Raw genomic sequence first — 25,195 nt, forward strand, 5'->3', positions numbered from 1 at the left:
GATTTTTAGCTTACATACTTTAAGGCATAGTGCCATTTATAGCTTACACACTTTTCGGGATCGTATCTTTTTTATAACAGACTTCCGTCTAGTCATCATTCAATTTAAACTCAGCTCTCCTGTTCAGCTTATGCTTTTCTTCGCCACAAGGCACATTATCTTTACACTCATTCACCAAATTACTTTCTCCCAGCCATTGTACGCTAATCCTCGAGCTATTCACCCCGGCATTGACCAGATAATCCCGAACGCGCCGTGCCCTTTTTTGGGTTAACCATTCATTGTATTTATCTGTCCCTCTGGAGTCTGCATTGGATACCACCAAAATTGTCACTTCTCTGTTTCTCTCTAAAAATTCTACCAACCGGTCGACCGACACCTTCGCTGCCTTATTCAAATATGACGAATCAAAATCAAAATAAACCGGGGAGATCTTTTCCAGCTCCTGTTCAAGGGCTTCCCTTCTTAATTGAGCTTCGGAAATCTGTGGCTCCGGTTCCGGAATTACTTCTTCTACCTCTTCTTCAGCAGGTTTTTGGACTTCTACCACCACGACCTCCTCAGGAACAGTTACCACCGGCTTTTCTTTATTAAACTTATAAACCAGCGCTATTGAATATTGGGCGTGATTGTTACCTTCGTGATTTCCCCCCGCATCAAACTTCCCCAAAGCGTTAAAATTAAGTCCCAGTTTATCGTTGAACCAGGTATTGAAACCAAAGCCTGCATTTAGTGTTGTGCGCTCCGTTGAACCCACCCAGTTACGTCCGGCTCCGCCGGCAATATACGGGTCAAACCAACCTGTTTGGCCGAATATCTTATTCAGGTCGTAGCTAATTTGTGCATCCAAGGCAAAATATTGTTTCTTTTCGGCATTTGGCAGTGCATTTACTGTTTTCCCTTCTTTATAAGTCGTATGAGACGCTACCAGCTGAAACCCCAAACCATTCTTTAAGAAATAGCCCCCGGAAAACCGTGACGGGTACCACGCAATATTCCAATTATCTTCCACATTAACATATTGCCGTAATTTTAATCCTGTATCATCGACCGCATTTATTCCGATCCCGATTAACCAGTAGTTTTCATCAGGCTGATCCTGAGCTTGCGCAAATTGTCCTAACAGTAGCGTAACAAGTAGAGAAAGAGGTAATAATCTGTTCATAATCAATCGTCTTTAGAGCTTGAAGATGGCTAAATTTGATTCTATTGTGAAGTTAATTCCATCATTTACGTAAATTATCGTCCAAATAAAGGATGTGAGTACTACAGAGGCATCATTAAACTTTACTTAATTACCTTTTAAATGCCCTTAAAATAACAACATTAATTGAAAGATGAGTAGCTACACATAAAGAAGGAAAAAACATATATTTACCCGATCGTCGAGATTTTTCCCGTATAGCAATCGAAAGCTCCTACACCTGTCCCCCCCGTGAAATATTCCTGTCGGAATTTCACGGGGCAAACCCTTATTAAATGTTCTGAAAGAATTTCACAGGGCAATCCCCGAGGTCGTCGGCTCTTTTTATTACCCCCCCGTAGTGACCACCGGGCTATGACTAATGATTGTTTACACACAATGACATTACATTCAAAATCCAATAAAAATAAAGACACACCGGCTATAACCGTGATGCCTGTAAAACGTCTCTTTTATTCTTTTGTACTCACCTGTCGAGCCATTCTTTAAACTTTGCTACTTCATTTTTACTGACGAATATCTGATCGTTATCAGGCACTTTCTGTTTCAGGATCAATTCGAGTTTGGATGCTGAATGTCTTAAAATCCTATCAACGGCATTATAATTTACAATATAGTTCCGGTTGACCTTAAAAAACTGATCCGGATCCAGTTTTTCGACGATATCCCTGACCGTATCATTATACAGATAGCTTTCGTCTGCCTGGGAGTGGATAAACAAATGTTTTCCGGAGCCATAGAAGAAAGCTATGTTTTCGACCTCTAACGATATAAGCTGATGCCCTTTATGCACCAGAAAACGCTTCTGATAGTCTTCTCTCCTCGTCAGCAAGAACTGTTCCAGCTCCTGAAGTTTATCATTGCTGATCCTCCGAATCTGTTTGAGCTTCTGAAGAGCCCTTCTCAGATCGGCTGAATCAAAAGGTTTTAATAAGTAATCTATTGTGAAATGCTTAAAAGCCTGGATTGCATAGGCATCGTAAGCAGTGGTAAAAATGACAGGCGCTGTGATCTTAACGCTGTTAAATATCTCCATACTGTTACCGTCTGCCAAATTTATATCTAAAAAGACCAGGTCGGGCGTATGCACTTTCAAATAGGCAATTGCTTCCTTCACAGTACTTATGCACAACGTTGAGTTGATTTGTACAACTTCCTGTTCAAACAATTCTTTTTTCAGGTAATTAGCTGCTAAATCTTCATCTTCAACTATAACAACATCCATATCTTTACTAAATAAACCTCAAAAATATGGATTTATCCGTTGAAAATTAAAAAGTCCGATGTTTTACACCGGACTTTCTTATTTAAAACTAACTAACTTAAACTTATAATTCTGGATTATTAAGTTTAGCATCTTCCGGATAGAGCAATGTATATCGGGGATCATTTTCCGCCAATATATATGTTTCTCCATCAAAACTGTGGACAATCTCTTTTTGATTACTTCTTCTGAGATCAAACCACCTATGTCCTTCCAAAGCCAACTCCCTTGCTCTTTCTTGCTGTAGCATGGCCTCGAAATCGGTATTATTCATGGCCTCTATACCGGCCTGTAGTGTATTGATATATGCCGGATCGTATCGATTTTCGAGCAAAGAAAGCAGGGTTTCTTTAGCTTCATTTATATTTCCTAAATGAAAAAGGGCTTCTGCTTTCAATAAGTACAGCTCGGCAGTCCTTATTGAACACTTATATTTTTGATCGCCTCCTTTATTAGATTTATAATTACCGCCACTCTGAACAAAATACAATGAGAAGCGCAAATCGTTCTCCTGATCGAACAAGGCTATTAGTTCGTTAGAAATAAACGCTGCATTGTTTACAGATGCCTCGTATACGTCTTCTAATGCCAATACCGATTCCGGAGAAGTATATTCATTAGGAAGTCCGGCAGCCGTATTCATATTCAGAAGCTGATCATTATAGTTCAAAGACCTGTTAACTGCCGACACGGCATTCTCCCAATCATTCATGTACAGATAAACCCTGGCTTCCAAAGCATTCACCGCCGATATAGAAAAACGGTAATTCTTCCCCGTTTCCTGTAATTCCACATTTATAAGCTCTTTTGCATTTTCTAAATCAGACAACACCTGTGCATAGACCTCTTGTACCGAAGCCGGTTTAAACACCTGTTCCAGGTCTATTTCCAAAGCCAGGGGTACCCCCGGGTCGTTAGCTGATGTTTCCTTATTATATGGCTTCCCGTAAAGGTTCACGAGATCGAAAAAGCTATATGCCCTTAATGCATAGGCTTCTCCTAAAAGCTGGTCTTTTTCTGCCGAATCCTTCATGGTTAATACCCCTTCATTGATAATGTGGTTCGTATAGAATACCGTATTATAAAACTGTACCCACGGATATTGACCTGTTTGCGGATCCGGATTTACATCCTTCCATATATATATATCCCTGAAATAAGGGGCGTCATTAGAAAATTCATCGAGAATCACTTCATCTGTACGGAACTGTAGCTTCGATCTGTGTTTCGGGTAACCGCTATAGGCTTTCGTTAAAAGAGCCCTGTTTTCTTCCAGTGTTTTCGGGATCACTTTCCCTTCGGGTTCAATATCCAGATAATTATCACAAGAAGCCGGGATCATTGTCCAAACTACGATTGCTGCTAAATATAAATATCTTTTCATCTCTTTATTTTTACTGTTTTTTATCAATCACATAACCTAAATGGTTCAAACTACTTATGCTGTATCCAACCAAATCGGTTTCATTGCATTTGGTTTTTAAAATGAAACATTTAGTCCCAGGGCTATCGATTTAGGGATAGGTTGTGCGTAAATGTTCCCGAAAGTTTCAGGGTCGAAATATCCTTTATAATCAGAACTGATTACAAACAGGTTTCTCCCTTCCAGGCTAAACCTCATGGTATCAATTTTTAGTTTTGAAGTGACCGACTGAGGCAACCTATACCCCATCCTGATACTTGAAATTCTTAAATAACTCATTTCCCTTACGAACGTATCGAGGTACGACATGGTATTTATAGGGTTCAGATCGCCAAACCATTTATAAGCCATCCATGAATCACCGCTTCCCGAGGCTTCTCCTACAATTCCCGGTAAGTTCGTATTTGTATTCGATGGTGACCAGGCGTTTAGGATATCCTTGCTGTAATTCTGTCCTCTATCAACCTGCGTAGGGTTATAAGGCATATTTTGAACCACCGTCTGCTTCAGGTTAAAGTTCGCTGCCACGGTAAAGTCGAAATTCTTATATGAAAAATTATTAATGACACCTCCGCTAAACTTCGGGTCCTTGTCTCCTACATAAGTGAAAAGATCCCTGAACTCTTCATTACTCAAATTAGACTGCGTTAAATATCCCGGGAAGAAATCTGCCCACGGATCTACCAGGTCAAAAAATTCGACTGCGCTTACTTTCTCGCCGCCTTTCCAGAATAATGGATAACCGTTATCGTCTATACCTGCTGTTTTCAATGCAAATACTGAATTTACAGGACGTCCCTCCCTTGAAGGAAGAAAGCTGTTTTCCCGAATTTGGATCTTGTCTACATTACTTTTATTATGGGCGATATTGAAATTCGTTGTCCACTTAAAATTATCTGTCGCAATGTTCCTTGTCGTTAACGACAATTCAAACCCTTGATTGGTAACCTGCGCCCAGTTCAGGTTGGTAAATTCAAAGCCATTTTCCAATGGGATCGATTTCAGACCTACAAGGTCGGAGCTCTTTCTTTTATATACATCAAAAGAAAGGCTGATCCTGTTATTAAATAACCCGATATCGGTTCCCAGGTTGTAGTTCTCCGTTTTTTCCCAACGCAATTTATCATTCGGCGGTGAGGTAACTACTATTGTTTCTTCGCTGTTCCCCGGTAAAATGGATGTATTTTCATAAGATCCCACTACAAATGGAGATGTATTCCTGTCTATATTTCCCTGAAGTCCGTAGGAAGCCCTTAAACGAAGATTCGATATGAGTTTACTGTTTTTGAGGAACTCTTCCTGCGATACCAGCCATGAGGCAGCTGTCGACCATAAGGGCAGGTATTTATATTTAGGGTCTACTCCGAATAAATTCGATCCGTCGTAGCGAACACTTCCAAAAACGGTATACTTCCTGTCGTATGTATACGAAGCTGTCGCATAAAAAGAAGCATAAGCATTCTCTGCTTTGTTGCGTTCGTATGCCCTGAATGTACTTTCATTTGCGTCGCTTTCATTCGGGAACATGATAGGTGTTGTATTTAGGGTTTTCGGATCATAGCCGAACCCTTTTGTCGCAATAATTTTAGCATCAGACCTGCGAAGTTCCGAACCGATCATTGCATCCAGTTCGTGCTTTTCTCCGAAACGTGTATTGTATTCCAACAATGACTTCCAGTTATACTGAAAAAAACGGTTTTCCCAGTTCTGAATTATTCCCCCGGCCGGTAAAAAGTAATAATACCCTCCTAAGTCTGAACTATACCTACGCGTTCTTTCACGCATTTTCCGAGTAAAATACGACTCCTGGCCTGCATATTTTTCAGTACTACTGTTATCTAACTGAAGTCCTAATTGAGATGATATTTTCAAATCATTACTAATGTCGTATGAAACATCAAAAATGGCCTTCAACGCATTGTTTTTTAAGTCGTAAGAAGTCTGGTCTCTTTCCTCCAAAAAGTTAAAAGGCACATACCTTCCGTCGAGGCCTTCGATATCCTTGTCATAATTATAACTACCGTCTTCCATATAAGGTGTTAAATACGGATTGGCATTTCTCGAATAGTTAGAAGGATTGGTAAATGCATCGGTTCCGGTAACATAAGACTCTTTATTAGATTGAGAAAGGAAGAAAGATACGCCTGCTTTAAGCTTTTCCGACAATTGGTAATTATTTTTCAAAGTCAGGTTATACCGTTCGAAACCAGTTCCGATGGTGGTTCCTTCTTCGTCATAATATCCAAGCGAGAAGTAATAATCTGATTTTTCACTCCCCCCGGAAATTCCAAGGCTATATTGGGTATTGGCTGCGGCCTGGTATAAAAGGTCTCCCCAATCGGTATGAGATGATTTGAGTTTATTAATTTGTTGCTGTGTGATAGCATTCAATCCCGACAAACCATTAGCTCTGTATGCATCTAACTCACCGGATGCCTGTAAAATCCTCATCACCTCTCCCTTGTCGGTTCTGAAATCGAGATCAGTTCTTTTGGCTAGTTCCAGCTCAAAATCTACTTTTTCAGACGCATTCATCAGGTTAAGGCGGTCGAAATCAGCCTTCATTGTATAAAAGGTATTGGCTGAAAAATTAACATTCATTCTACCTTTTTGTCCCTTTTTGGTAGTCACCACGATAACTCCATTAGCGGCCCTTGCCCCGTATATGGCTGTAGCTGCTGCATCTTTTAAAATCGTTATGTCTTTTATATCGTTAGGGTTAATACCTGCTATGGCATAGTTTCTCAATTCATCGATATTATCTTTATCGCTAAAATCAGGTACATCATTGCCTTCCAGGGGTAAGCCATCGACTACCCAAAGCGGATCCTGGGGGCCCGATAAAGAGGCTGTTCCTCTAATACGGATTTTTGCCGGGGCACCGGGAGCTCCTGTTTGTGGTGTAACCACTACCCCTGCTGCCTGTCCTTGTAACAATACATCTGTACTGGAAACACCTATTTGGTTGATATCCTCCATTTTCACCTTATCGACAGCAGCTGTAAGCTTACGTTTTTCGACCTTTTGGTATCCCGTTACCACGACTTCATTAAGAGCATTCAATTCTTCCGAGAGGTAAATCGTGTAGAATTCTTTCCCCGATAATTCTATCACACGGGTTTCAAAACCTATAAAACTTATGGTCAGCCTTTTTACGTCCTCCGGTAACTTCAACTGGAAATTTCCGTCAAAATCTGTTACGGCTCCTATCCCTGTACTTTCAATAATACCATCTACCGGGGTTTGGTTTGCAATGGTTTTTGAGTCGACATAAACGGAAGCGCCCGGTAAGGGCATACCATCGGCTTTCGAAAGCACTTGTCCCTTTATTGACTGTGGTTGCTGGCTCAGGGCCAGGAAAGGCAGCAACAAGATAATCAAATAAAAATTCTTCATTTAAAATGTACTTTAGAGTTCTAGTTGTTAATTACTTTTTCAATTCTGTCTATCAGGTCGATATAATGCATCCGGGTTTCAAGAGCACCTTTGTTCTTCTTCTTTTTAAGCAATTCTAACAGAATGTAGAGTTCGCCTTTCTTTACAGTGGTTACCTCTGAAACACGTTTAATAGACGTATAGTTGATGTTTCTGGCAGAAACATCGCTATTAACAACGTGGTTACATATGGTTGGAATTTGCAAAGATGCAGGTATTTGTAATGATTTTGTATTCGTTTTAACAAAAAGTTTATTTATATCTACAATTAAGACATCTACATAATTCTTTTGCGCCATACGTTCAAAATAGGATAATGATTTCCCCTGTATTGTTTTATGAAACACATGGTTCCGTACTTGCTCGAATAAGTTCTTTACACTGAAAACCTTATCGCGGGAATTACGGTACAATTCGCTTTCCATCAACCTTAACAACCGTTCGTCTTTAAACAATGCATAAAACACTGAATACTGAAGCTCTCTGGATAAGGTATACGGCGAATATTCATACGGGCCTAACGGGGAATCTTTAAGCGGATATGTCTTGGCAATTACCTCGTTAACAAAGAGCCATTCCGGCAATGTAAAAACATTCTGATTAAGGTACTGAACAGCTTCAAATTGCTTTTGATACGGTACCGGCTCATATGCGTTACTGGTGTCGCCATGAACAACATGATTCAAATAAACACCTCCGACGTTATTTAACACATGGTTATTGTACAATTGCCATTGCCCTATAATTCCCATATATAATTTTCCGGTCTTGTAATAGGTATCTCCTTCTTCGTAGGTCCAGGTTTCTACATTTTCCAAGACCCGCTTCAGGTTTTTCACCCCATAGGTACTTGCCAGTACCGCATCATTACCAAGGTCTTCCGATTGCGACCTGGGATCGATGGTATTTTTATAATCCTGCTGTTCTCCGTAAAAATACAGAGGGTCGTTGCTGTGACGGGTTATAAGTTCTTTTAGATACGTCTTTTCTTCTATATCGTTTTTAAACCATTTGTACCCCCATTCTATGGCGTATTTATCATACACTCCGATTTGTGGTGTTATTGCGACCACGTTATCTTCGGGCTGCGCCACGTAGTTATACCTTGCATAGTCCATTATAGACGGGGCTGTTCCGCCCATTTTTCGGGTAAATGACCTGGAGCGCAGGGAGTCTACCTCAAATGCATAGGAGGCTCCCATATTATGTTTAAGTCCGAAAGTATGCCCTACTTCATGTGAAGAAACGAACTGAATGGCAGCTCCCATATGCTGATCGTCAAACACATTGCCCCTAGCTTTTTCATCTATGGCACCGGTTTGAATCCTCATCCAGCTGTGAAGGGATGTCATCACATTATGCCACCATATGATGTCGGCTTCGAGGATTTCCCCACTACGGGGATCGACTACAGACGGCCCCATGGCATTAGCTTTCGGTGATGCCGCATAGGTTATTACCGAATACCTTACATCGTCAATATCAAAATCAGGGTCGTCTTCTGCCGGTTCTTTAGCAATCACGGCATTTTTAAAACCTGCCTTTTCAAAGGCTTGTTGCCAGTCAAACACTCCTTGTTTTATATAAGACCTCCATTTTTCAGGGGTTGCCGGATCTATATAAAATACAATGGGCTTCCTGGGGGTTACCAATTTCCCTTTCATATAATCTTCTACATCCTCAGCTCTTGGCTCCAGCCTCCATCTTGTAATGAGTTCGCGCTCTTCCATTGCATGCTGGCCATCATTGAAGTACCATCTTTTTTTGGAAAAGTAACCTACACGTTTATCAAGGAACCTTGGCTGCATCGGAGTTTCCGGCAAAACAACTATGTTACATGCAATTCCGATGGTAATAGGTATCGATGCACCTCCTTCTGATACCGAAGTCGTCAACTCTGATTTCACCATTATATTTTCGGGAAAAGCCTTTATTTTTTCTATATAGGACAAACTTGTCTTTGCAGTTCCTCCCAAACCGGTGTTATTGAACACATCGTTGAAACTTTTCTCCTTCCCATTAAAGACTTTATTGACTTTTATGACTATTGAAGGGCTCTTTTTGTTGATGGATACTATATCGAAGGACTCCACTATTGATGACGAAAAGTTATTCTGCACCGACCTGGTAATCGCATCGTCTGCGGGAGAGGAAACCATTGGTTTTAAAGTACGTACCCATACTTTATTATGTATTGTATCCTTTTGGAATGTTATAACCTTGTTTTCAAACTCCATTCCTTTATTAAGGCCTGCTTCATTTAACGGCAGGGGTACTTTTGAAATTTTATTTACAATAAGGAAAGACCTTCCCATTAATGAATCGGGGATCTCAAAATAGTAATCTTGTTTAATTTGAATTACATTAAAAATACCTTTGGTTAAAGTTCCTTCCTCTAATAGTTTATCATACTTTTTTAATGCTTCCGCATCAGCTGTATCTTTCTCTTTCTTTTGCTGTGCTTCGGCATGAACAAATGTGGCCAACATCAAAAAAGCAGAAAGAAACATTTTTAAATACTTGATCATAAACAATTCAGCTTTGAGTTAAATTTTCATTAAAAATCCATTACCAAACCGTATGTACCAAGTAAAAAGGAGCAAAGCGGATCAAACAGGGAGTGAACGGGAATTATTCAACATCAATTATATAGTGGTCTCCCGATGAAATCTCCACGGGCAACGCTTTAAAAGGAATTCAGAAGACACATCGCCTGATGCCAGAACGACAAGGACCATACCGGCCCGGGCACGGAGAGGAGACCGGTGGTTTTAACTTAATCGGTGAGTAAAGGCAGCCTGCAAATGAACATATTATCTTGTTGAAATAACGATATATCTTCTTTTCCATAGTATCTGTATATGCGGTTCAGGTATTTTAACCCGAAGTTCTCACTCTTTATACCCCCTTCTTTTAACTGGAAAGTGTTCTTAACATCTATGTAATTTCCATTAATAACGACACCTATATACAGCGGTTCGTGAACAGACACCCTGTTATGTTTGATAGCATTCTCGACAACCGTCTGTAGAGACAAATAAGGAATCTTTTTATTTAAACCTGATGTATCTTCTATGGTGATTTCAAAATGAAGTGCGTCCCTGAATCTTGTTTTTTGCAAAAAAAGGTATTTTTCTATAAAATCCAGTTCTACACGGATCCCGGAAAGATCTCCTTGTGGCGACTGAATCAAGTACCTGTATAATTTAGACAGTTCAATTGTAAATTTTTTAGACAGGTTTGAGTCCAGGTCTATCAATGTATATAAAGAGTTCAGTGAATTGAAAAGGAAATGAGGATTTACCCTTTCTTTTAGCTGTTGCAGTTGCAGTAAAGCACTTTCTTTCTGAATGGTTTCCTTTTCGAGTACCAGCCTGTCCTTTTCTTGCCTTAATTTCTCCCTTTCTTTGAAATCGATGTTCAATGCCCTGGTAAAATAGTAGAATACAAAAAGCACCAATACCGTAGAAAGTATATATATTATCAAGCTGTACTTTTTAATCAGGTCTATGTCTTGCTCGTTAATGCTTTTGGGAAAGTTAATAGACACATAATAGTTTCCTCCCGGCAGATTCAAAGGTTGAAGGTAATTGATCACATCGAGGTTTAAATATTCTGACTGAGCGATTTTTTTATTATAATCACCAAGGTTTAAAAGTGTATCTCCGGATAAGGTTTGCGTGCTTTGGTATACATTTGTTCCTATAAGATCGAGATTAGGGTGAAGCATACAGGTACCCTTTTCGTCAAAGACATAAGCATAGGACTGAGAATAGACGTCTGTATTCCAAAATAATTTCTGTACTACTTTTAAGTCGAGATCATACCCGTAAAAATAAGTCAACTGATCTTTTGAATAGTGTCTGATCTGGCGCCAAATCACCCTATGTTCCGGGGTTTGAAAAACATAAGCCTGTATGGTATCAGACTGATGAGAGCCTACAAGTTTCCCGGTTTCTTCCGGACTTACGGTTACTCCATCTTGTAATTCGATATGAACAAGAGAATCATTCTTTATCAGTCCGAACCAGTTTTTTACCAGGCTACTATCCGATCTTTGCAAAGAGCTTAAAATTGATAAATTATGTAACACTGCTGTTGGGCCCGATACATCCCTAATGATATCCTGCGCACTCCTTAAGGGCCATTGCAGGGCTTTGAATTCATTTTTTATCCCTTCACGTTTCTTATAGAAACTCCTCTGGGCAATATCATTTCTTACTTCATCAATCTCATCCGAGATTAACGAGTTTAAAATAAAGGTAGCAATAATAGAGGTTATAATAATGACAAATATAAATGCAACATACCTCTTTCTTGCGGTAAAATGTTTTAACATCAACTAAAATCTTTTTCTGTTGAACAAAGATAAAAAGATAATGTGGCTCTCCTTCATCAACTATAGTTCGGAACGCTCTTCGGAGCTCCCGACAGGCTATACAGGATAAATATCAGTGATCGAGTAAACGAAAAAGCATCCCTGAAGCAATTAAGAACCGGGACTCCTGATTTTCAAATGTAAACATATGTATAGCCAGAAAGCAATCCTGTCGAGGAATCATTCATTATTCGGCAACCCGTTTGCATATCATCTTTTATTCCCGGGCATTATTTATCACCGGATAACCTCGCTAATCATTTAAAATCCTCTCCAATTCTGCTTTAAGTTCAACCCCCTGGTAACTTCCGGACAAAAATCGTTGTATCGAACTTTCTGCCCTTAGCATATCACCTTCATCAAGATCATTGCTTTCCAGAACCTGTAAAAGTAATTCAGCAGCACTCATGGTTGTTTCGTATTCACCATGAATCAATAAATTAACTAAAAAAGGTATTTCGGCTTTACAGGCCTCTAATGCATACGGATAATCCCTGCATGTATTCAGATAGATACTTTGTTTTTCGGGTCTTGCTTCATTTTTTACCAGGTCGACCAATAATTGCCCGATACCAGGGTCATTGAAATTTTCAATTGCCAGCACCACCAAATCATCTCTTTCCGATACATCTTCTGTATTTGATATTTCCAGAATGATTTTATCGATGAGTAATTGTTTTTCGTTAAGAATTTTCTCTTTAAAATTCATATGAACAGCTAAGGTTTCGTAATTCGTATAATCAAATTATATGCCATTCCTAGAGTAGAAATGATTGCTCCCTCCTCTTAGATTACATTCATTATTATCAACAACATTATAATTTTATCACAGGCACTCTATTACAGAGCGCAATTATTATTCAATATTTGATTGATATCAGGGTTGTATCCGTTATTGATTATAAAATTATTCTCGTCAAATTCTTTATATTTTATTTCACTTAATAATTTTTTTAATCCACAGAAATTAACAAGTCCAGTATTGTTTGAAATTTTTATAGTACCTCGTTCAAAAGTCTGAGCAGACAAAGCTTCCAGGTCTATAAGTTTAGGATTATTGTTAATATACAGCTCCTTATTTGTCAGACTATTTGTAAATACCGCATTCTGAAGACCATTTAAAGAGTTCAGGCTTAGGTTATGGTTTATAGCTATCAAATAGTCTACAGACTTTAATTCTGTAAGATCTGCTATATTTTCTAAAGACGGATTATTTATTATTTTTAATGCTCCTGTACTGGCTAAGCTCGATAGGCCGTTGAGGCTCGTGAGTTTCTGGTTATCTTCAACGGTAAAATACAGCTCACAATGTTTCAGATTTTTCAAGCCCTCGAGATTTGACAATGAACCGTTACTTTTTATCACAAAAGAGTTTACCTCTTGTAAATTATCTAAACCATCAAGATCGGATAATGTATTGTTGGCTACAATATTCACTTTGTGTGCATATGTCAAACGATTTAATGCCTCTATATTTATTAAAGCCGGGTTTACACTTAAAGATAATTCACTTTTTACTGTATGAAGTTGGTTTAGTCCATTCAGGTTTTGCAACAATTCATTTCCTGAAACCGAAAGGATCCCCAAATCGGTTATATTTGATAATGCTTCTATGTCTGTTAACCGGTCATTATTCAGGATGGCCAATCTGGCTTCTTCTGAGTCGAGTGTCAAATTTTCAAGTCCGCTCAAATTCTGAAGATTCGTATTAATTATTAATAAATCTCCTTTTACCTGATTCAGGGTATTTAATGCCGAGAGGTCTGATATTCCAGCAGTAGACTTGAGTATTAAACTCCCTTTAATAACATTATACCCGCTCTCTGCGAATTCTTCAACCTGTCCCTGATCATTGAGTTCTACATTGCCCTCATATGTTTTTTCTCCGGTAAGAAAGTTGTATTCAGCAGATGTGGATATCCCGTCAGCATTAACTGCAACCACCTTCCCCTGGTATTCGGTTAACCCTTTTAACTCATCAAATGTAAATGTATGCTCATTTATATTTTCTGCAACCAACGCTTCATTTAAATACACCTTGTAAACAATATGCTGATCTGTATCACCTCCAGGGCGGGTCCATTTTATCTTACTCTCATAAGGGTTTCCTGAAATAACTTCTACGGTTATCTCTGACAGTGAAGGTTCCTGATATTCATCTGATGTAGAACACGATAACAAAAATAATACTATTCCGGCCAAGCCGTACCACAAACGTATAGACATTAAATTATAGATTTTGATAATAAAAAAGTTGAAAAAACAGGCACAAAGAAACAAAATTGCGGTCATATGCCATCTCTCAGACATTGTAAAACATATGTTAAATAAAGTCTTTTTAGTACGTTTGTATTAAGAAAAATCTATGACATCATATTAAGAACGGAAGTATCTTCCGTGGCTTTCGGCCATATACTCAAGATTCAACACCTAAGTAAAGTACTCTACTGGTAGTTGTATGGTAGGGAATTATATGGAGTACACATGGAACATACATATAGAGGCTGCGGACTTGAACGGACTTTCTGTGGATATTTCACTACGACATAAGAGAATCATTTGTCGTTTAGGAAATAATTTCAATATACAAAAAAGAGGTATGTAGCCATTACTGTTTTATGTAAGAATGTTCGTTCATACAACCTTAAAATGTTTGTGTCTGTAATTACCATGAAACCATACAGAGGTTTTACAAAAAATCCAATAAATTCTTTTGGGATGTAATATCCGTATGCTTTAATGTTTATATTTTCTTAAGCTCACTGTATGAGCTATGATCAACATAACGGCTTCAATATAAATCAGCAGAGTATGAATATGAAGTGGCTTATCAATGCCTATGGAAACAGCTATTAAACCAATGGCAGTCCAGAAAGCATATTTCAACATTCTGGATTCAGTTTTTTTAGTTATCCTAAATACGACAAAAACTCCTATTACAAGAAATGTTAAATCTATATAAGGATTGTGTGATATTCCCAGGGGACTTAGAGAAGTTACCAGTAATATATTCTTCCTGCTTGGTACCTGCTAGTTTTCAAATCATCTATAGTAGTCTGCTTCTCTGAAATAGGTTAATCATACTGAAAAGAAAAGACCGTCTTATTAATTTAAGACGGCCTAATTTATATAATAATATACCTATCTGCTGATTAATCACCCTTTATTTAACAGGTCATCAAATAACTTCGTCAGTTCAGGGTTAGAAGGTCTTGGAGCATTAGACTTAATAATATTTCCTTCAGTATCAAGCAATATAAACCTGGGAATACCATTAATCAGGTAATCCTGAACAAAGTCTGATTTAAAGTCATTATCAGCCAGAAGCTGTACTCCCTCCAATTCTTCTTTATCTACCATCGTTCTCCATTTGTCTCTATCAGATTGTTTGTCTACAGAAATACTAACAAACTCTATGTTTTCATTGTGATAATCTTTTTCTATTTTCTTTAAGAATGGGATCTCTTTTATACATGGACCACACCAGGTTGCCCAAACATCTATATATACATACTTTCCTCTTAAATCTTTCAAAGAAGTAGTTCCTCCCTTATAGTTTTCATAATTATTAAAGGTAGGCGAAGGCTTTCCTTCTGCTAATGTCTGAAGTTTTTGGTATATTTTATCTACTTCTTCTTTATAACTAACATTGGTTACTGCATCAGAAAATGTTTTGTAATAGACTTCAAGATCGTTGGTATAGGTGATTCCACTTCTAGCTTCCTTGTAGAGCAGTTCATTTCTAACAACTTCATTTTTTATTTTAGCTAACGTACTCAAATAAGCTAAATCGTATGGCTGCTCTTCCGAATTCTCTTGAGATTTATTTCGATAATGGAACTGAAGGAGGTTTTGGTAGGCTTTAGAGAAGAAATAGTCTTCAGTATTCTGATAATCGATATCTGTCATTTCGTCTAAAAAGCCTTCAGAGACTTTAAAATCTTTATTTTCTGAATAGTAAGCATGATATCGTTCGTAATTACTTAGTGGCTCAAGATATTCATAGCGAATATTTTTGATTTCATTATTTTTGAATGTCCCTGCTAAGCCCTGAGTGTTTTCCAACAACTTTAATTTAGCATCTTTTAATTGGTTTTGTTTGGTTTTAAATTCAACTTCTTCCATCAGGTACATATTGCCCCCTTTTGTTTCCTTACTTACAAGTTCTTGTTTATCGAATAAGTAGTCGTTCTCAACTTTACCTTCACCGGAAAACAATAAGGTCTCATTAAAATTATTTGCATCGAATTCGACATTAAGATTTTTTCCCGGATTAAGGTACAACTGAATTCTGTTTCTACGATCGTTGGTTAATGTATACATTCCCTCATCTATTCGTAGGGTATCAATAAAAGTTCCGTCCTCCTGAATGTTTAGGTTATGATTACGAAGTTTACCTCCCGAAATTCTAATTCCTTCTTTGACATTAATAACCTTTCCGGTAAGGATCACAAAATCTTTGGCTGGTGCTTCATTGGCACAAGAAACAAGAGTAAAGATTAGCAATGCACATATAATAGTGATATTATTTTTCATTTTAGTTTTATTTATTTTATGAATTTACCCGACTATTGGGCATGACGTATTTATTCGGTTTATATCTTAATACAGGGGTTAAATTTACTTACTGAGTCTTATACCATCCAGACAAAAATAAGGTGGTACCACCATCTCGCCTGTTACTTCATTTACATATGAAGATTCCATTTTGAACAAAAGCTTATCAACAATTCCCAGTTCAGTTAAGTCTACCTTATACCAATCTGCAGCTACATAGTCAAAATCGGGATTTTGAGGATGGACTCCCGGTTGTACAGCCAAATAAAACGCTACATTACCAGTAACGGTTTCATTATTATATCCTTCTATTATTAGTTTCACATATCCTGTTGACAGATTATTATAGGCCGCAAGAGAATCTGCTTGTATTTCGCTCTGTGTTCCTCCATTATTACGAGTTATTTCTGCTGCTGCTGATCCTGCTTTTCTTTTTTCTAATACTTCATGCCCTTTGAGACGCATAAGATCGGTATTACCAGGTCCCGGTAAGTGGAACCTGCCGTACATAGAAGTTGCTGTATTTGGGTTTTGTATATTTCTAACCGGATCGCCATCTATCATATATGATTGACTTTCCTCATTATAAGTCCCAGAATATACAGAACCATAGGCCGCTAACAAATAATTATAGGTAGTATTTGCTACCAACACATGTTCTACCATGGATGGTTTATCTAATGTGATAAAGGCGTTATTACCTTTCGTATTTCCCACCAAATAATTTTCAGTTCGATTAGGTTGATTAGTAAAGACACTAAAAATGGTTGAATCTATTGCTGTTTGACGGTCTTGCGCTGTTAATCCGGCTGATGGTGAAAAATCGGGGCTAAGGCTCCACGGATAGGAGCGCCAGTTTTTATTTGAAACAGCAAAACCTGAAAATCCTTCATTTTGATTTTTAGAGACATTAACGGTAATGACTCCAGTCTCGGCATCGCCCACCTTATATGGTGTATCAGGAATATTATATGAAAAACGTTCAAGATTTATCTCATTAAAAGTTATATCCTGAGGATAGGGAATCTTCACGTCTAACTCATCAGTACAGGAAATCATTAACATCCCGTAGCATAAAGCGCCTCCTAATATTGCTTTATTGACTTTATTTAACTTCATAGTTTTTATTTTAATTTTATTGTAAATCAGGATTCTGCGTCATTAAGGTGTTATTTATCATTTCCTCATTTGGAATTGGCCAACACATTCTGTTCTCGTTCAGGGATTTACCTTCCTTAATAGTTTCTACCCATGGTTTTCCATTATTATGGAATCGTACTGAGGCGAAAAACTCACTACCATTTTCAAGAAATAGTTCAAGAAAATATTCTTTAAAGATCATATCCATAAGTTCTGAATCTGAAGTTGGATTCAAGGCTTCCAAAGTTGGGACTGACCTCATTGAACGCAACTGATTAATCGGAGCGATCGCTTCAACAGATGATTTCCCCAGCCTGGCCAGCAACTCCGACTTGATTATGAACAATTCAGCTGCTCTAAAATAATATGTTGCATACATTTCGTCTGGTGGGGTTGCCTGCTGCCCTCCGTATCTTCCCAAACGAGTTAATTTTTTCCAAGTCCACCTATACGTATCATCCCAGGTCTCCGGAGCTCTTACTTCGCCTGTTGCGATATCCCAACGGGGATCATTTTTAAACCAATCGAGGCCATAATTCAGACCAGCTGTTAAGGTAGCTCCTGTAGCAAGAGGGAGCCTATCCCCTTCATACACCAGTGCATAAGAATATGAATGTCCGCCAGAACTATACCTTGACCCGTTATCTTCCAAGTACTTTACAAAAAGGTTTTCACTAGAATCCCAAGCTTGCTGATACATTTGATTCATATCGGATTCCAGGTTTAAACCTGAAGGCATCTGATCTAACACTTCATTTACCAATTTAAGAGCAATTTCCATTTCCGGCTTATCATTTAGATATCCGGCCCGATATAGTAGGGTTTTAGCCTTTAAAGCTTTTGCAAATTCTTTTGACACAAATCTTGGAGAATGAAAGCTATTTAAATGTTGAATTGCATAATCAAGATCTTCATATATTTTTTGATAGCTCTCTCCAACGCTAAGACGTTTTTGTTCTACATTAGAAAGGTTTACCACCTCATCTCTATACAACAACCCGTATTCATCATCGTCCGGTGCCCACCAATGGCCATAATTCCACAGGATGTTTATATTTATCCAAGCTCTCAAGCATCGAGCCTCACCAATAAGTGCTTTTCGTTCTTCTTCACTAGGAACAGCTACCGCTGAAAGATCTGAAATTCCGTTAATAGCAAAGTTTGCCGCATTTAGACTCTTGTAAAAGTTTCCCCAGATAGAGGTTGGCGATCCCGGCATGTTTTGCTGGGAATATTCCATGTTATAATCCAACTCACTCCAATTGACAAAACCTGATTTTGAAGCTAAAGACATGTATAAAGCCCCGGACCAACTATCATTTTGAAAACTTGCATAGATACCACGAACAGCAGCTTCTGCTTTAGAGAAATCTGTTATGGAATTTTCTTCAGTTAAGGAATAATCAGGTTGTTTATCTAAAATGCTATCGCATGAATTAAGTGTTAAAGCAATGAATCCTAATATTCCAAAAAGTATATAATTTATATTTTTCATTTCTTACTGTAGTTTTACTCTTATTCCTATATTGTATATCCTTGCAGAAGGATAGATACTATTATCTATGGCCATTCCGCTACCAATAGAAGATGAAGTCCAATTCCCCTGAGGATCAAACCCCGGATACTTTGTTATAGTAAACAAGTTTGTAGCCTGAAATGTTAACTCTACCCCTTGCAACAACATGTTTTCAAGAAACCTTTCCGGTAGTCTATAAGAAACATTCAAAGCATTAAGTCTCAAGTAAGAAGCATTGTGCAAATAAAAATCTGAAAAAATACTATTGTCTCCCAATTCATATTGAGCCATTCGCGGATAATGGGCATCGTGTGGGCTTTTCATGATAGCACTTTCTCCCGCAACAAGATTACTATGGTTATAATTACCCACATACCCCACATCATCCAGTGGCATTTGCCATAATCTTTTATGGCCATACGCATAGCTAAAAACAGTATTCACCATGAAGTTTTTGTGTTGAAATGTCAAACCAAAACCACCAAAAGCCTTAGGCACGGAAGTTCCGAGTTTAACCATATCGTCTTCATTAATTACGTTATCCCCATTTTGGTCTATAACAATTAAATCGCCTGCTGTTTCCTGTGAATTTCTATAATACTGTTTACCTCCAGACTCATTCTGACCTTGAAAAGCGATAGTTTCTTCTGCTGTTACAAATAATCTACCTGCCGTCTGATATCCAAACCATTGACCTGTTCTTTCTCCGGGAGACACTTTAATAAACGGACTATATGACGAAGGAAACACTAATTCCTGAGTTATACCATTAATTTTGGACACCTTGTTTATATTACTTGAGATATTAAAATCGAATGTCAATCTGCTATCTTGTTTTCTCAAAATATCATATTTAATATCGAATTCAATTCCTTTATTATCCATTGCTGCCACATTAGAATACATGCTGCTGAATGCGCTACTAGGTGGTAACGGATAATTATAGATAAGTTCTTCACTTTTTTTATTATACACTCCTATTGTACCCCAAACTCTGTCTTCGAAAAGTCCAAAATCAAGTCCTACATCTACCATCTTTGTTTGCTCCCATTGCAACTCCGGGTTTCCTATTGAGCTGGGATGAATGGCCGGGCTTTCATTATACTGTGTAGAACCTACTAAAGTTACCCAATTAAAATTCCCAAGGTTTTGTGAGCCAGTCAATCCTACAGAGGCTCTCAATTTTAAATAAGAAACATAGTCTTTTATTTTTCCCTGCTGCATAAATTTCTCTCCGGTAACCAGCCATGCCATTGCTCCGGAAGGAAAGAGTCCCCATCGTTTATCCTTACCAAATCTGGAAGAACCATCTCTTCGTACCGTTCCTGAAATAATATATCGATCATCGAATTTATAATGAACTCTGGCAAAACTTGAGACAAGCGCATTTTCACCTTTGGACTCATCCATTGAAACCATATTGGCGGCAGACCCAAAATTATTTAGCACATCATCATCCGGAAAATTAGTGGCATACATCGAATATCTCGATGATTTACTTTCTTCCATAGAGTACCCTAATAGGGCATTAATATCATGTTTATCACTAAACATTTTTGCATAGGTAAGCGTATTTTCCCATACATTAATGGATGTTTTAGCTGTGTTCCAGCTTCTGCTTCCGTTATAATTAAATTGACTCCCTCTTCTTTTATAGGTCAAGCTTTCACTATTAACAAGATTATTGGTAAAGGCTGTTTTTAGCTGTAGTGCATTTGTGATATCAAATTCCATAAAACCGGTCCCGCTAAAAGTCAAACCTTTCCCTAATTGAGTATTTTTTAATGTTGTATAGGGGTTCTCGGTATAAGCATCTTCGGTAAAAATTGTTCCATCTTCATTAAATGGAGGAATATCCGGCCGTACCTTTTTTAATACGGATAACATATAATCTTTATCATCTGTATCACGAGAGGATCCGCTTACATTCAGCCCAAACTTAAGTTTATCACTAATTCTAGCGTCCAAATTTAAACGTCCGCCAAACAACTCACTTTTACCGGATTTAACAATCCCTTCAATCTCTTTATAATTAAAGGAGGTATAGTAGGTAACACTTTCTGAACCGCCTCTTAACGAAAGGTCGTGTTGTACGGTTAGAGGGTTCGTAGTCATTTCTTTTTGCCAATTTGTGTTCCCCTCATAATAAGCCCCATCCAGAACTCTCAAATCGGTATGGTCAAATTCACTGGAATTTAAATTTTTAAAAGCCTGTTCATCGAGATATAACCTGGTAAAATAATCAAATCTCCCCAAAGTAATAACGCGTTCTCTTGCCGCAGCATCAGCAAAGTATTTGTATGTATCAGCTTCAAAATACTGATAATCATTAAAGTCCTGAATTTGCACGCCGACCCTTGACGAAAACTCTATTGTTGGTTTTGTAGCTCCTTCTCCCTTTTTGGTCGTAACAATGACCACTCCATTTGATGCACGTGACCCATAAACTGCTGTTGCTGAAGCGTCTTTAAGAATATCTATACTTTGAACATCGTTTAGATTTAAATTATAAAGCGTATTGGCAATATTACCGGAAGTAAGAGCAGAATACTGCGGTACTCCATCAATTACCCATAGCGGTTGATTATTACCAGAGAGAGATGAAGCTCCCCTGATAACTACACTAATAGGAGAAGTAGGAGATGCTGATTGAATTTGAACATTTACCCCAGCTGCCTTTCCCTGTAACATACTTTCGATACTGGCACCCATTGGAGCCTTTTCTATTTCTTGTTTACTTATACGGGACACAGCACCGGTTACATCCTTTACTTTTGATGTTCCATAACCTACAACCACCACCGCATCTAAGGCGGATACATCCGGCATTAATTGAATATCAACCTTTGGTTTATCACCTACTTTAACCTCCTTAGAAATATATCCCACATAGCTAAAAACTAAAACGGGTGATTCTTCAGGAATACTCATCATGTATTTCCCATCAATATCGGTAGAGGTTCCTTTGTTTGTTCCTTTTACCATTACCGTAACTCCAGGGAGAGGAATTTTATTTTCGTCCGTTACCACACCAGATACTATTTTCTGAATTTTTACGGGTAGTTTTTCTTTAGGTAGTTCTTTTATTATAATTGAGTTATTGGAATTAACTTCTACCAAAAAATCTCTCTTAACAAGAACTCTTTCCAATAATTCATTTGCACTCACAATACCCTTTTTTAATTTGGTTTTGGGTACCCCGGCAAATAAATCAGATTTATAAATAAATGTATAATCGGTTTGCTCCTTAAAAAGTTCTAAAACCTCTTTTACAGTGTACTCCCTACTTTGGCTAATCACCACTTTTGAGTTTTGAGAAAGTAAATTTCCCGAAGTAAACCCAAAGGAGAGAGAGCAAAACAGTAATATGAATGATTTCATAATGGGGATTAACAGTTTTTCTCTCAGATTTGAGAAATCCAGAATTAAATTAAATTTCATACTTTTGTACGTTGTTAATTAATTTTTTAATTAGTTAATGTTTCAGAGGGGTTTTTAGGTTTGAATTGTGAGAGATCTGAACCAAAACCCTTTTTTTCACTACTTTAAGTATACTATTTCATCTTTTATTTCATAGGCTATATTGTTTGATTGTTTCATGAGTATTAAAATTTCGTTCAGGCTGTAATTTTTTCTGAACACACCACTAAAACTTTCTTTTTCAAGCCGCTTATTGTTAAAAACAATATCTACATTGTACCATCTCGAAAGCGTTTTCATAATTTTATCTAATGTTATTTCATTAAAACTAAACACACCTGTTTTCCATGCCATAACATCATAAGTATTTACATAATTCACAGCATATGTAAACTTCTTTTTATCAAAAACCAATTGTTGTGAAGGTTTTAAGACTATATCATTACCATCAGTTTCAGCAACCACCTTACCTTCTACCAAGGTTGTTTCTATATCAGGCTCATCATCATAAACTTTTACATTGAACTCAGTACCTAGTACAGTTATCTCCTGTAATTGATTAACTACCTTAAAAGCAGTCCCTCCATTTTTACTGCTATGGGATACGTCAAAATAGGCTTCGCCGTATATGAGTTCTACCACTCTGTCTTTTCCTTGTTCAAATCTTGTAGGATATTTTATTTTAGAATCAGAGTTTAACCAGACCTTGGTACTATCAGAAAGGTTTAGTACGAATTGTCCGCCTTTTGGTATTGTAAGCATGTTATAAGTGATCGTTTTATCTACATTCTGATCTGATTCTGATAAATAGACAATCTTCTCTCCATTACTTTTTAAGGTTTTTGTGCTGTAGTTTTTCCCTTTGCCCAACTGAACATTATCACCATTTTCAAGCGTAAGTATTGCTTTATCTCCTCCCGCTTCAACGCGAGTTTCTGCAAGTGTTAATGTATTTATACTTTCTTTATCCTCACCTTGTTTATTTAATAAGAAAATGGATAGGATACCTAGTCCTATTACAACAGAAGCCACAGCACTATATTTCCACCATTTAGTATTCAGAATTACTAATTTTGAACGTTTTATTGTTGTTGACTCCTTGTCTATTTCCTTTTCTATATACCGTAACATTTTATCCCCAAGGGCTTGCTTATCTCCCTTTTCAACATTAGCCCAATCATTAGCGTCCTGAAAACTTTCATAAAAGTTAATCAGCTTCTTATCTTCCTGCTGAGTTGTGGCTCCCTTCAGGTGTTTCCTAATTAATTCAAGTAATATTGCTTTCTCTTTTTCTGTCATTAAGTACGTATATATTATTATAGTGTCTTAAAAGAAAAACATCCCCTACTCTAAATTCATTTTTTTTTACTTTTTCTTAATATTTTGATAAAGATCAAACACTATAAGCTATTGAAAACACTAAGTTTTAAGCTTTTTTATCAAAATTAAAAAAGTTAACGATGATACTTATTTCAGATAGTTGTTTATCAGTATTGTAATCATAATGATGCTAATAGCTTCTATAGCTAACGAGCCTCTTAAAATGGTGAGGGCCTTGGTTATATGATTTTCTACTGTTTTGGTTGAAATTTTAAGAGAAGCTGCTATTTCTTTGTGGCTAAGCTGTTCGTTTCTGCTTAAGAGGTATACTTGCTTACATTTTTCAGGTAACTTTTCAACAATAGAGTTTATCTGCTTCACCAACTCTTCATAAATAAGTTCATTTTCAGGTGATTGGTACTGAAATCTATTTTCTAATCCTACTTCATCTTCAAACAAAAAAGTTTCTTTCCTTTTCTTTATGAAACGGAAGACTTGATATCGAACGCTCGCATATAGGTAACTTTTAAAAGATACTTGTACATTAAGTTTCTTGCGATTACGCCAAAGGTTTATAAATGTATCTTGTATAATCTCTTCACAAGCTTCTTTGTCTTTAAGTATATTATAGGAAGATATAAATAACATGTCCCAATACATCCTATAAAGTTTGGTAAGGGCCTCTCTTTTATCCTGCTTAAGATCTTCTAATAATTTTTCGTCCTCAATAGATTTCATAATAGGGAAATGACTAATTAACACAGGGTGATTATCTATATTTATAGATTTGGGACTTTCTATAGAGATATCCTACGAGTTAATTTTCTGAACTCTTAAAAAATAAAATGTTTTTTATCATTTTATTTTAAAAAGTAGCCAATATATAAAAAATCTTCTGAATTCTTAAAAGGTGTTAAAAGTACCTTCAAGATGAAAATGCGGGGAGGCATTAATAAGAACAATCAAATAAAAACCTTGCTATAATAGCTATCAGATCTCAAAATTTAAATAAAGAAAACTACAAGGAATTTCTGTACGTGTGATTGCTTACCATCAATTTATAAGGTTCTCAAATCTTAAAAACATATACCCCTTAAAAATGTTATGTTAAAAGGGGTTGCTCTGGTAATCACTAACTATATTTCTTGTTGAATCTAATAACCAAGCACTTCCTGACACACAACAGGCCTCCTGGTTTATTGTTGTTACAATTTTCAGTATTTAGCTTATCGGGGTTAAACACTAGTTTAAAAAACTCTAATTGAAATAAGCTAATAGTGTATTTATATGTATTAAGAAAAACTAACAATATATCGTATCAGAAATTCTATCCTGTTATCGTGCATCTACAAATTGATATAACACAGTAATCTTTCCGGTTATCGCTCCTGCTTCTTTAAAGATACGATTCTCTCTCCTACCAATAACACACTCGTTATAACAAGGTTATTATAAACTACATAAGCAACTGCCCACCCTCAGAGCCCTCTTAAATGGAAGGGAACCGCAGGCGTGACCTCTCATTGCTGAAAATCTTC

The 25,195-nt window shown here is 37.2% G+C and carries 14 protein-coding genes; all 14 read right to left on the minus strand.

Features of this window, described 5'->3' with window-relative positions:
• Positions 1 to 88 precede the first annotated feature (88 nt).
• The 14 genes from MQE36_RS15780 to MQE36_RS15845 all read right to left on the minus strand — a co-directional run bounded on the left by MQE36_RS15780 (position 89) and on the right by MQE36_RS15845 (position 24,395).
• On the minus strand, positions 89 to 1,165 hold the full coding sequence (locus MQE36_RS15780; protein ID WP_242936932.1) for an OmpA family protein: 1,077 nt from the start codon (positions 1,163 to 1,165) through the stop codon (positions 89 to 91).
• Between the two features lie 505 nt (positions 1,166 to 1,670).
• The gene (locus MQE36_RS15785; RefSeq protein ID WP_242936933.1) at positions 1,671 to 2,429 is read right to left on the minus strand and encodes a LytR/AlgR family response regulator transcription factor; all 759 of its coding nucleotides are present in this window, start codon (positions 2,427 to 2,429) and stop codon (positions 1,671 to 1,673) included.
• A gap of 103 nt (positions 2,430 to 2,532) precedes the next feature.
• Positions 2,533 to 3,852, minus strand: coding sequence for a RagB/SusD family nutrient uptake outer membrane protein (locus MQE36_RS15790; RefSeq protein WP_242936934.1), 1,320 nt, complete (start codon positions 3,850 to 3,852; stop codon positions 2,533 to 2,535).
• A gap of 96 nt (positions 3,853 to 3,948) precedes the next feature.
• Positions 3,949 to 7,287: a SusC/RagA family TonB-linked outer membrane protein gene (locus MQE36_RS15795; RefSeq protein ID WP_242936935.1), complete on the minus strand. Its 3,339-nt coding sequence runs from the start codon at positions 7,285 to 7,287 to the stop codon at positions 3,949 to 3,951.
• Between the two features lie 20 nt (positions 7,288 to 7,307).
• A complete protein-coding gene (locus MQE36_RS15800) occupies positions 7,308 to 9,815 on the minus strand; it encodes a zinc-dependent metalloprotease (RefSeq protein ID WP_423242488.1) in 2,508 nt (835 codons plus the stop codon).
• Between the two features lie 287 nt (positions 9,816 to 10,102).
• On the minus strand, positions 10,103 to 11,665 hold the full coding sequence (locus tag MQE36_RS15805; RefSeq protein WP_242936937.1) for a histidine kinase: 1,563 nt from the start codon (positions 11,663 to 11,665) through the stop codon (positions 10,103 to 10,105).
• A gap of 292 nt (positions 11,666 to 11,957) precedes the next feature.
• Entirely contained in the window at positions 11,958 to 12,413 is a 456-nt protein-coding gene (locus MQE36_RS15810) for a hypothetical protein (RefSeq protein ID WP_242936938.1), read from the minus strand.
• A gap of 131 nt (positions 12,414 to 12,544) precedes the next feature.
• On the minus strand, positions 12,545 to 13,930 hold the full coding sequence (locus MQE36_RS15815; RefSeq protein ID WP_242936939.1) for a fibronectin type III domain-containing protein: 1,386 nt from the start codon (positions 13,928 to 13,930) through the stop codon (positions 12,545 to 12,547).
• 930 nt (positions 13,931 to 14,860) lie between these two features.
• Positions 14,861 to 16,240, minus strand: a complete 1,380-nt coding sequence (locus MQE36_RS15820; RefSeq protein WP_242936940.1) for a TlpA family protein disulfide reductase — start codon at positions 16,238 to 16,240, stop codon at positions 14,861 to 14,863.
• An 84-nt stretch (positions 16,241 to 16,324) separates the two neighbouring features.
• Positions 16,325 to 17,380 (minus strand): DUF4465 domain-containing protein, encoded by a 1,056-nt coding sequence (locus MQE36_RS15825; RefSeq protein ID WP_242936941.1) that lies wholly within the window; start codon positions 17,378 to 17,380, stop codon positions 16,325 to 16,327.
• A gap of 16 nt (positions 17,381 to 17,396) precedes the next feature.
• Entirely contained in the window at positions 17,397 to 18,896 is a 1,500-nt protein-coding gene (locus MQE36_RS15830) for a RagB/SusD family nutrient uptake outer membrane protein (protein WP_242936942.1), read from the minus strand.
• A gap of 3 nt (positions 18,897 to 18,899) precedes the next feature.
• On the minus strand, positions 18,900 to 22,298 hold the full coding sequence (locus MQE36_RS15835; protein WP_242936943.1) for a SusC/RagA family TonB-linked outer membrane protein: 3,399 nt from the start codon (positions 22,296 to 22,298) through the stop codon (positions 18,900 to 18,902).
• A 159-nt stretch (positions 22,299 to 22,457) separates the two neighbouring features.
• On the minus strand, positions 22,458 to 23,636 hold the full coding sequence (locus MQE36_RS15840; RefSeq protein WP_242936944.1) for a FecR family protein: 1,179 nt from the start codon (positions 23,634 to 23,636) through the stop codon (positions 22,458 to 22,460).
• A 168-nt stretch (positions 23,637 to 23,804) separates the two neighbouring features.
• Positions 23,805 to 24,395 (minus strand): RNA polymerase sigma factor, encoded by a 591-nt coding sequence (locus MQE36_RS15845; RefSeq protein WP_242936945.1) that lies wholly within the window; start codon positions 24,393 to 24,395, stop codon positions 23,805 to 23,807.
• Positions 24,396 to 25,195 lie beyond the last annotated feature (800 nt).

Source organism: Zhouia spongiae, assembly GCF_022760175.1.
GTDB classification, from domain to species: Bacteria; Bacteroidota; Bacteroidia; order Flavobacteriales; family Flavobacteriaceae; genus Zhouia; species Zhouia spongiae.

Coding starts and splice junctions, on each gene's coding strand:
- MQE36_RS15830 (WP_242936942.1), bottom strand. CDS start 18,896: ATGAAAAATATAAATTATATACTTTTTGGAATATTAGGATTCATTGCT.
- MQE36_RS15790 (WP_242936934.1), bottom strand. CDS start 3,852: ATGAAAAGATATTTATATTTAGCAGCAATCGTAGTTTGGACAATGATC.
- MQE36_RS15785 (WP_242936933.1), bottom strand. CDS start 2,429: ATGGATGTTGTTATAGTTGAAGATGAAGATTTAGCAGCTAATTACCTG.
- MQE36_RS15835 (WP_242936943.1), bottom strand. CDS start 22,298: ATGAAATCATTCATATTACTGTTTTGCTCTCTCTCCTTTGGGTTTACT.
- MQE36_RS15845 (WP_242936945.1), bottom strand. CDS start 24,395: ATGAAATCTATTGAGGACGAAAAATTATTAGAAGATCTTAAGCAGGAT.
- MQE36_RS15815 (WP_242936939.1), bottom strand. CDS start 13,930: ATGTCTATACGTTTGTGGTACGGCTTGGCCGGAATAGTATTATTTTTG.
- MQE36_RS15810 (WP_242936938.1), bottom strand. CDS start 12,413: ATGAATTTTAAAGAGAAAATTCTTAACGAAAAACAATTACTCATCGAT.
- MQE36_RS15820 (WP_242936940.1), bottom strand. CDS start 16,240: ATGAAAAATAATATCACTATTATATGTGCATTGCTAATCTTTACTCTT.
- MQE36_RS15840 (WP_242936944.1), bottom strand. CDS start 23,636: ATGACAGAAAAAGAGAAAGCAATATTACTTGAATTAATTAGGAAACAC.
- MQE36_RS15795 (WP_242936935.1), bottom strand. CDS start 7,287: ATGAAGAATTTTTATTTGATTATCTTGTTGCTGCCTTTCCTGGCCCTG.
- MQE36_RS15825 (WP_242936941.1), bottom strand. CDS start 17,380: ATGAAGTTAAATAAAGTCAATAAAGCAATATTAGGAGGCGCTTTATGC.
- MQE36_RS15780 (WP_242936932.1), bottom strand. CDS start 1,165: ATGAACAGATTATTACCTCTTTCTCTACTTGTTACGCTACTGTTAGGA.
- MQE36_RS15805 (WP_242936937.1), bottom strand. CDS start 11,665: ATGTTAAAACATTTTACCGCAAGAAAGAGGTATGTTGCATTTATATTT.
- MQE36_RS15800 (WP_423242488.1), bottom strand. CDS start 9,815: ATGTTGGCCACATTTGTTCATGCCGAAGCACAGCAAAAGAAAGAGAAA.